Consider the following 6,287-nt stretch of genomic DNA (forward strand, 5'->3'; position numbering starts at 1 on the left):
TTTATTCCCCTGAATGATACATTATTATCTTGACTTCAATTTCTTCTTCACAGCAACCTCTTGGAAAGCTTCGACAATATCCAACTCTTTGATATCATTGTAGTTTTTGATCTGCAATCCACAGTCATAGCCCTTGGCAACTTCTTTTACATCATCCTTAAAACGCTTTAATGATGCCAACTCGCCTGTATAAATAACCACACCATCCCGAATTAATCGAATATTTGAATTACGGAATATTTTTCCGCTGGTCACCATACAACCTGCAATGGTGCCAATCTTAGATATCTTAAAAGTTTCCCTAATCTCGGCAGTACCTGTGATTTCTTCCTTCATTACTGGAGAAAGCATACCTTCCATGGCATCTTTAAGATCATTGATGGCATCATATATTATGGAGTACATCCGAATATCGATTTCCTCTTTTTCCGCTACCATTCTGGCATTGCCCATTGGTCTTACATTAAATCCGATAATGACCGCATCCGAGGCCGAAGCAAGAAGTACATCGGATTCGGTAATAGGACCAACCCCCTTATGTATAATATTAACCTGGATTTCCTCGGTGGATAATTTCTGGAACGAATCTGTCAATGCTTCAACGGAACCATCCACATCCCCTTTAAGAATTATGTTCAACTCCTTGAAGTCTCCCAAAGCAATACGTCTTCCGATTTCATCCAAGGTGATATGTCGCTGTGTACGTACCGATTGTTCACGCTGTAATTGAGACCTTCTGGTAGCAATTTGCTTTGCTTCACGTTCATCTTCCAACACATTGAATTTATCCCCTGCCTGGGGCGCACCATCCAATCCGAGAATGGATATGGGTCTCGAAGGTCCAACTTCGCTTATTTCTTTGCCTCTTTCATCGTGCATGGCCTTTACCTTGCCGCTGCATGTACCTGCCAAAACGTAATCCCCTATTTTCAATGTACCTGCCTGTACCAAAATTGTTGACACATAACCTTTTCCTTTATCCAAAAAGGCTTCTACAACAGTACCGGAAGCCAGCTTATTGGGATTGGCCTTTAATTCCAATAGTTCAGCCTCAAGAAGTACTTTTTCAAGTAATTCCTTGACGCCCGCACCGGTTTTGGCCGAAATATCGTGGGACTGGATCTTACCTCCCCAATCCTCGACCAATAAGTTCATTTGTGCTAAACCTTCCTTGATTTTTTCAGGATTGGCTGTCGGTTTATCTATTTTATTAATTGCAAATACGATAGGAACGCCAGCTGCTTGGGCATGGCTGATCGCTTCTTTTGTCTGTGGCATGATATCATCATCCGCTGCTACCACAATAATCGCAATATCCGTTACTTGTGCCCCACGTGCACGCATCGCGGTAAAGGCTTCATGACCCGGAGTATCCAGGAAAGAGATTTTTTGACCATTGGCCAAAGTAACCCCATAGGCACCGATATGTTGGGTAATCCCTCCACTTTCGCCAGCGATTACGTTCTCTTCACGTATGTAATCCAATAAAGATGTTTTACCATGGTCAACATGGCCCATAACGGTAACGATAGGCGCTCTTGGTTCTAAATCTTCAGGAGCATCGACGTCTTCCACAATGCTCTCCTCAATATCCGCAGTAACGAACTCTACGTCATAACCAAATTCATCGGCAACTATGGATAAGGTTTCAGCATCCAATCTTTGGTTCATGGTAACCATGATCCCCAAGGACATACAGGCAGATATGATTTCTGTAGTGCCCACATTCATCATGGTCGCTACCTCACTAGCGGTTACAAACTCGGTAACCTTCAGTATTTTACTCTCAAGTTCTTGCTGTTCTAGATCTTTTTCTGTCTGCTGACGATGTTGATCTCTTTTATCTCTTCGATATTTAGCCCCTTTCCCTTTTTTGGATTTACCCTGAAGTTTTTCTAGGGTTTCCCTTACTTGTTTTTGCACATCCTCTTCAGATGGCTCTACCTTATTTACCGTAGCAAAACGTTTTCCACCCTTTCTGCCTCCGGGTCCACCACTTCTGGGTGCGCTTCCCTTTCCTGGTCCACTTCCAGGGCTACTGACAATTCTTTTTCTTCTTTTCTTCCTGTCGCTAGAATCAGAGGTCGTCTTGGGCTCTTCTTTTTTCTTCTTCGGTTTGTTAAATTTACTAAGGTCGATCTTATCGCCCATGATTTTGGGGCCACTTAGTTTTTTATACTTCGTTGCGATTTTCTCTTCTTCCTTAGAAGGTTCCTCTGGAGCAGCTTCGGTTTTTTGGGTTTTTTCTACCTTGATCGTATCCTCTTTGACATCTTCTACCTTTTCTACCTTATCTGCCTTTTCTGCCACAGGAGGGGCAATTTCTTCCTTAACCTCTTCTTTAACCTCTTCTTTTTTTACCTCTACAACAGGTTTGGCCTTTTTCTTCGGACTTAAATCTATCTTACCTACTGTCTTGGGACCGGCAAGCTCAACCTTGGCCTTGATAATGCGTTCTGAGGATTCGGCCCGTTTCTCACGTGCCAATCTTCTATCTTCCTGCTCTTGTTCGAGTTGCAATCTTATGGCTTCTTTCTCTTTGCGTTTTTCCTCACCTACTTCCTGTGAGGCGACCTTTTTGCTCATGTCGGTCTGAAACTCATCCAATAATACCTGATGTACCTCCTCAGATATTTTTGTGGTGGGTCTTGCGTCAACCTCATGCCCTTTCGACTTTAGGAAATCTACCGCCCGGTCCAATGAGATATTGAGTTCCCTTAGGACTTTATTAAGTCTAATTGTTGCATTGTCTGCCATAAATATTACTTCCTTATTCTAAAAACTGTCGCTAATATAGCTAATCTTCCAATTCTTCCTTGAGTATACGGACCACTTCCAAGATGGTTTCTTCTTCCAAGTCGGTTCTTTTGACCAGGTCATCCACATCTTGTTCTAAAACACTTCGTGCCGTATCCATACCTATTTTCTTGAACTCTTCAATGATCCAAGCATCGATTTCATCAGAGAATTCCGTTAATTCAACATCTTCTTCGACGCCTTCGCGGAATACATCTATCTCGTAACCTGTAAGTTTCCCTGCCAAACGGATATTATGGCCTCCCCTACCTATGGCCTTGGAAACCTCCTCTGGCCTTAAGTATACCTGGGCAGTCATTTTCTCGTCATTTAATTTCACAGAGGAAACCCGGGCAGGACTCAAGGCCCTGGTCACCAATAATTGTGGGTTGTTCGTCCAATTTATAACATCGATATTCTCATTGCCCAACTCCCGGACGATACCATGTATACGAGATCCTTTCATACCCACACAGGCACCCACGGGATCAATTCGATCATCATAGGAATCCACGGCCACTTTGGCCTTTTCACCAGGAATACGGACTGCTTTTTTTATCGTGATCAAACCATCGAAAACCTCTGGTATTTCTTGGAAAAAAAGTTGTTCAAGAAAGCGGGGGGAGCTTCTCGACATAATAATTGTCGGTTTATTCCCCTTGAGTTCCACACTCTCGATGATTCCCCTTACATTATCCCCTTTTCTAAAAAAGTCTGATGGGATCTGCCGATCCTTCGGCAAGATAATCTCATTGCCCTCATCATCCAATAAAATTATTGCCTTATGTCTAATATGATGCACCTCAGCGGTATAAATCTCGCCTTCCAAATCTTTAAACTGCTTGTAAATCGTCGTATTATCATGCTCATGGATTTTGGAGATAAGGTTTTGGCGCAATGCCAAAATCGCCCTTCTACCCAAATCGATCAATTTCACCTCTTCAGATACATCTTCGCCTACTTCAAAATCGGGTTCTATCTTTCGAGCTTCCGATAGTGAAATCTCTTCATTCGGTTCTTCGACCATGCCGTCTTCAACAACAACGCGGTTTCTCCAAATTTCCAAATCCCCTTTATCGGGGTTTATAATAATATCAAAATTATCATCGGATCCAAATTTCTTTTTAAGCGCGTTCCTAAAAACATCCTCCAAAATCGCCATTAGCGTAACCCTATCTATGAATTTATCATCTTTAAATTCCGAAAAAGATTCAATCAGCGCAATATTTTCCATTTGTATACTACTATTAATATTTTAAAATAACTTTTGCTTCCTTAATTTCAGAAAATAATATTTCCTTTTTTTTCTGAACTGTGGTTTTCCCTTTTCCAATGGGTTTGGGTTCCCGTGCTTTCCATTGCAACACTATACCCTGTCCGTTGGCTTCAGTTAGATTACCCTCATAAACAGCTTCTTGTGTCTGTACCTTTACTTTTCTGCCAATGTTCTTTTTATACTGACGGGGATCTACCATTGGTGACGCGGCCCCAGAAGAGGTCACGGTCAATGAAAAATCAACTTCGTCCCGATCCAGGTTATGTTCAATGGCCCTACTCACTTTTATGCAATCCTGTACGCTAACGCCATTATCACCATCCAATACCACATGAATGCTATTATCGGCACCCATGGTAAAATCGATTAAAAAAAGTGATTTATCCTGGGCCAATGCCTCGTTCAAAAGCGTTTCTACTTTCTCCTTCAACATAACTTTAAGTAACAAAAGAGGGGACAAATTGTCCCCTCATGAATACCTAGATATCCTTTCAGTGGTGCAAATATACAATATTTTACAATCTACAACAAGCTTATTTTCAAGAACTGGTGTATAAATAAACCAACACACCGAAAGTTAACTTTAAATGGTATTTTTGGCCATTCTACCAACTATACCGATTTATGGAAATTTTCTCTTCGTACAATATCATTATTGAAGCCTCAATTATTGTGATCCTTTCGTTTTGGTTCAATGGTATATCTAAAAAGACCAATATTCCATCGGTACTAATGCTTATCGCTTTAGGGATTATCTTGCAATATGTACTAGGCTATTTAGCATCTAGCAAGCCTGATTTCGAAGGGGCCTTAGAGATTTTGGGTATAGTGGGTTTGATCATGATCGTTCTCGAAGCCGCATTGGAGCTCGAACTTAAAAAGGAAAAAATAATCCCCATTATAAAGGCAATGGCTATCGCCCTTATAGGACTCGTAAGTTCAGCTTGGGTTGCAGCTCTGATCATGCACCAGTTTATCCCTGATATGACCATGCAGTCGGCTTGGCTATACGCAACTCCATTGTCTATATTATCCAGCGCTATTATCATCCCCAGTGTAAGTGAACTTTCGGAGAAAAAAAAAGAATTCCATATATATGAGAGCACCTTCTCGGATATAGCCGGAATTATGATGTTCTACTTTTTAATTGGAGGCCTGAAACCTTCAGAAGATAACGGTGTCGCCGGTTTTTCTATTAATCTATTAATCACTATCGTAATTGCCCTAGTGGCCAGTTACGCGATAATTCTTGTTTTTCAACGAATCAAGAGTCAGGCAAAATTATTCCTATTGATTGCCGTATTGCTGTTATTGTATGCCATAGGGAAGAAATTTCATCTTTCCTCCTTAATTATCATCTTGATTTTTGGATTGGTGATAGCCAATGTAAAATTGTTTTTTCCGGGAAAATTGGCAACTTTTTTAGAGAAGGAAAAAATAAACCAGATTTACCATGAGCTCCATATCATTACGTTAGAGACCGCGTTTATCGTTCGTACATTTTTCTTTGTCATTTTTGGCCTTACCATTGTGCTTTCCTCCTTATTCAGTTTAAGCGTTGCCTTGGTCAGCATATTGATCATGATCTCTATTTATGCCATTCGTTTTGTAGTGCTACGAGCTTTTTTCGGAGGGGACATAATGCCACAGTTATTTATCGCCCCCCGCGGTTTGATTACGGTTTTATTATTTTATGCCATTCCAAAAGAAGCACAGGTTGCCACTTTTGAATCGGGTATCTTATTGTTCGTCATTATTGGAACAAGCTTGATTATGACCTGGGCTATGATAAAGGAAGGAAAGAAAATGGGAAGCTTGTTGGATGAAATCGATCAGGAAGTATTGGCGCGTAACAAATCGGAAGATGCACTATGGGCCAAAAACGAAAGCTTGAAGATCCAAGAATCGGCGGTACCATTGAAAGAAAGGTCGATAAATCAAAGCGCTTCGGATGGAATAGATCCAGAAAAAGAATAGCTCAGGAGCTCTTCTTAAGCATCATTATTGAAAGGCATACAAAATAAAAATCCCAGCAAGAATACCTGGATTTTCCAACTCTGTTGGCCTACTAGGACTCCCTTCGGCTGCGCTCAGGATAAACTTCCCATCCTAGCTTTTATACAAAAATAAATCCCGATATGTAAAAATACATCGGGATAAGGGAATATTCGTTGGCCTACTAGGACTCCCTTCGGCTGCGCTCAGGATAAACTTC

The 6,287-nt window shown here is 41.1% G+C and carries 4 protein-coding genes; 1 reads left to right on the plus strand and 3 read right to left on the minus strand.

The features are described 5' to 3' along the window. Positions 1 to 24: 24 nt before the first annotated feature. The 3 genes from infB to rimP are packed head-to-tail and all read right to left on the minus strand — an operon-like array spanning position 25 to position 4,505. Positions 25 to 2,757 carry a translation initiation factor IF-2 gene (gene infB / locus HPE63_RS17445; RefSeq protein WP_188315593.1) on the minus strand — a complete coding sequence of 911 codons (2,733 nt, stop codon included), beginning with the start codon at positions 2,755 to 2,757 and terminating at the stop codon, positions 25 to 27. A gap of 40 nt (positions 2,758 to 2,797) precedes the next feature. Further along, positions 2,798 to 4,030 carry a transcription termination factor NusA gene (gene nusA, locus HPE63_RS17450; protein WP_188315594.1) on the minus strand — a complete coding sequence of 411 codons (1,233 nt, stop codon included), beginning with the start codon at positions 4,028 to 4,030 and terminating at the stop codon, positions 2,798 to 2,800. 13 nt (positions 4,031 to 4,043) lie between these two features. Beyond that, entirely contained in the window at positions 4,044 to 4,505 is a 462-nt protein-coding gene (gene rimP, locus HPE63_RS17455; protein WP_188315595.1) for a ribosome assembly cofactor RimP, read from the minus strand. A gap of 191 nt (positions 4,506 to 4,696) precedes the next feature. On the opposite strand from rimP, the gene HPE63_RS17460 reads away from it, so the two are divergent. Then, positions 4,697 to 6,049: a cation:proton antiporter domain-containing protein gene (locus HPE63_RS17460; protein ID WP_188315596.1), complete on the plus strand. Its 1,353-nt coding sequence runs from the start codon at positions 4,697 to 4,699 to the stop codon at positions 6,047 to 6,049. Positions 6,050 to 6,287: the final 238 nt, after the last annotated feature.

The organism is Maribacter arenosus, from assembly GCF_014610845.1.
Classification (GTDB): Bacteria; Bacteroidota; Bacteroidia; order Flavobacteriales; family Flavobacteriaceae; genus Maribacter_A; species Maribacter_A arenosus.

Excerpts from the sequence above, each read along its gene's own strand:
- infB (WP_188315593.1), bottom strand. The coding sequence starts at position 2,757 with ATGGCAGACAATGCAACAATTAGACTTAATAAAGTCCTAAGGGAACTC.
- nusA (WP_188315594.1), bottom strand. The coding sequence starts at position 4,030 with ATGGAAAATATTGCGCTGATTGAATCTTTTTCGGAATTTAAAGATGAT.
- rimP (WP_188315595.1), bottom strand. The coding sequence starts at position 4,505 with ATGTTGAAGGAGAAAGTAGAAACGCTTTTGAACGAGGCATTGGCCCAG.
- HPE63_RS17460 (WP_188315596.1), top strand. The coding sequence starts at position 4,697 with ATGGAAATTTTCTCTTCGTACAATATCATTATTGAAGCCTCAATTATT.